The organism is Ignatzschineria indica (assembly GCF_003121925.1).
Classification (GTDB): domain Bacteria; phylum Pseudomonadota; class Gammaproteobacteria; order Cardiobacteriales; family Wohlfahrtiimonadaceae; genus Ignatzschineria; species Ignatzschineria indica.
Window position 1 is genome coordinate 1 of the sequence record NZ_QEWR01000013.1, and the last position, 2216, is coordinate 2216.

General features: G+C 45.9%; 1 protein-coding gene. It reads left to right on the forward strand.

Annotated features, from left to right (window positions below):
* Positions 1–23: 23 nt before the first annotated feature.
* Positions 24–2216: Ig-like domain-containing protein (locus DC082_RS11115; RefSeq protein WP_420810076.1), on the forward strand; the 2193-nt coding region annotated here is incomplete at its 3' end.

Below are 2216 nucleotides of genomic sequence, written 5' to 3' on the forward strand. Positions count from 1 at the left end.
CGAATGGTGAAGAGCTAGAAGTCGTGTTAAAAGATGATTCAGGAAATGAATCAGAACCAGGCGAGGTAACTGCGCCAGATACGACAGCACCAGATGTACCAACTGATTTAGTAATTTCAGAAGATGGAGCTAACGTTAGTGGTAAGGGTGAACCTAATGCTAACGTAATCATTAAAGATGCTGATGGCAATATTATTGCTGAAGGCGAAGTTGATGCTGATGGAAATTTTGACATTAAGTTAGATCCGCCATTAACGAATGGGGAAGAGCTAGACGTTGTGTTAAAAGATGATTCAGGAAATGAATCAAAACCAGGTGAGGTAACTGCACCAGATACGACAGCACCAGATGTACCAACTGATTTAGTGGTTTCCGAAGATGGTACTAACGTTAGTGGTAAAGGTGAACCAAATGCTGACGTAATCATTAAAGATGTTGACGGTAAGGTCATTGCCGAAGGCGAAGTTGATGCTGATGGAAACTTTGACATTAAGTTAGATCCGCCATTAACGAATGGTGAAGAGCTAGAAGTCGTGTTAAAAGATGATTCAGGAAATGAATCAGAACCGGGCAAAGTGATTGCACCAGAAACTGATGACTCAGACTCTGACAGTGATTCAGATTCCGATAGCGATTCAGATTCCGAAAGCGAATCAGAATCAGAAAGCGAATCCGAGTCAGAAAGTGAATCAGAGTCCGATAGCGAATCCGAGTCAGAAAGTGAATCTGAATCAGAGAGCGAATCAGAATCCGAAAGCGATTCAGAGTCCGAGAGCGAATCCGAGTCAGAAAGTGAATCCGAGTCAGAAAGTGAATCTGAGTCCGAAAGCGAGTCAGAATCCGAAAGCGAATCAGAGTCCGATAGTGAATCAGAGTCTGAAAGCGAGTCAGAGTCTGAAAGTGAATCTGRGTCCGAGAGTGAATCAGAGTCAGAAAGCGAGTCAGAGTCTGAAAGTGAATCTGGGTCCGAGAGTGAATCAGAGTCAGAAAGTGAATCCGAGTCTGAGAGCGAGTCAGAGTCCGAGAGTGAATCAGAGTCAGAAAGTGAATCTGAATCAGAGAGCGAATCAGAATCCGAAAGCGATTCAGAGTCCGAGAGCGAATCCGAGTCAGAAAGTGAATCCGAGTCAGAAAGTGAATCCGAGTCAGAAAGTGAATCAGAGTCCGAAAGCGAATCAGAGTCTGAAAGCGAGTCAGAGTCCGAGAGCGAGTCTGAAAGTGAATCTGGGTCCGAGAGTGAATCCGAGTCTGAGAGCGAGTCAGAGTCCGAGAGTGAATCAGAGTCAGAAAGTGAATCTGAATCAGAGAGCGAGTCAGAATCCGAAAGCGAATCAGAATCAGAATCTGAAAGCGAGTCAGAGTCCGATAGCGAATCAGAGTCTGAAAGCGAGTCAGAATCCGAAAGCGATTCAGAGTCCGAAAGCGAATCCGAGTCAGAAAGTGAATCAGAGTCCGAAAGCGAATCAGAGTCTGAAAGCGAGTCAGAGTCTGAAAGCGAGTCAGAATCCGAAAGCGAATCAGAGTCTGAAAGCGAGTCAGAGTCCGAGAGTGAATCAGAGTCAGAAAGTGAATCTGAATCCGAAAGTGAATCCGAGTCAGAAAGTGAATCTGAATCAGAGAGCGAGTCAGAATCCGAAAGCGAACCAGAGTCCGATAGCGAATCAGAGTCCGAGAGCGAGTCTGAAAGTGAATCTGGGTCCGAGAGTGAATCAGAGTCAGAAAGTGAATCCGAGTCTGAGAGCGAGTCAGAGTCCGAGAGTGAATCCGAGTCAGAAAGTGAATCTGAATCAGAGAGCGAATCAGAATCCGAAAGCGATTCAGAGTCCGAGAGCGAATCCGAGTCAGAAAGTGAATCAGAGTCCGAAAGCGAATCAGAGTCTGAAAGCGAGTCAGAGTCCGAGAGTGAATCAGAGTCAGAAAGTGAATCTGAATCCGAAAGTGAATCCGAGTCAGAAAGTGAATCTGAATCAGAGAGCGAGTCAGAATCCGAAAGCGAATCAGAGTCCGATAGCGAATCAGAGTCCGAGAGCGAGTCTGAAAGTGAATCTGGGTCCGAGAGTGAATCAGAGTCAGAAAGTGAATCCGAGTCTGAGAGCGAGTCAGAGTCCGAGAGTGAATCCGAGTCAGAAAGTGAATCTGAATCAGAGAGCGAATCAGAATCCGAAAGCGATTCAGAGTCCGAGAGCGAATCCGAGTCAGAAAGTGAATCCGAGTCA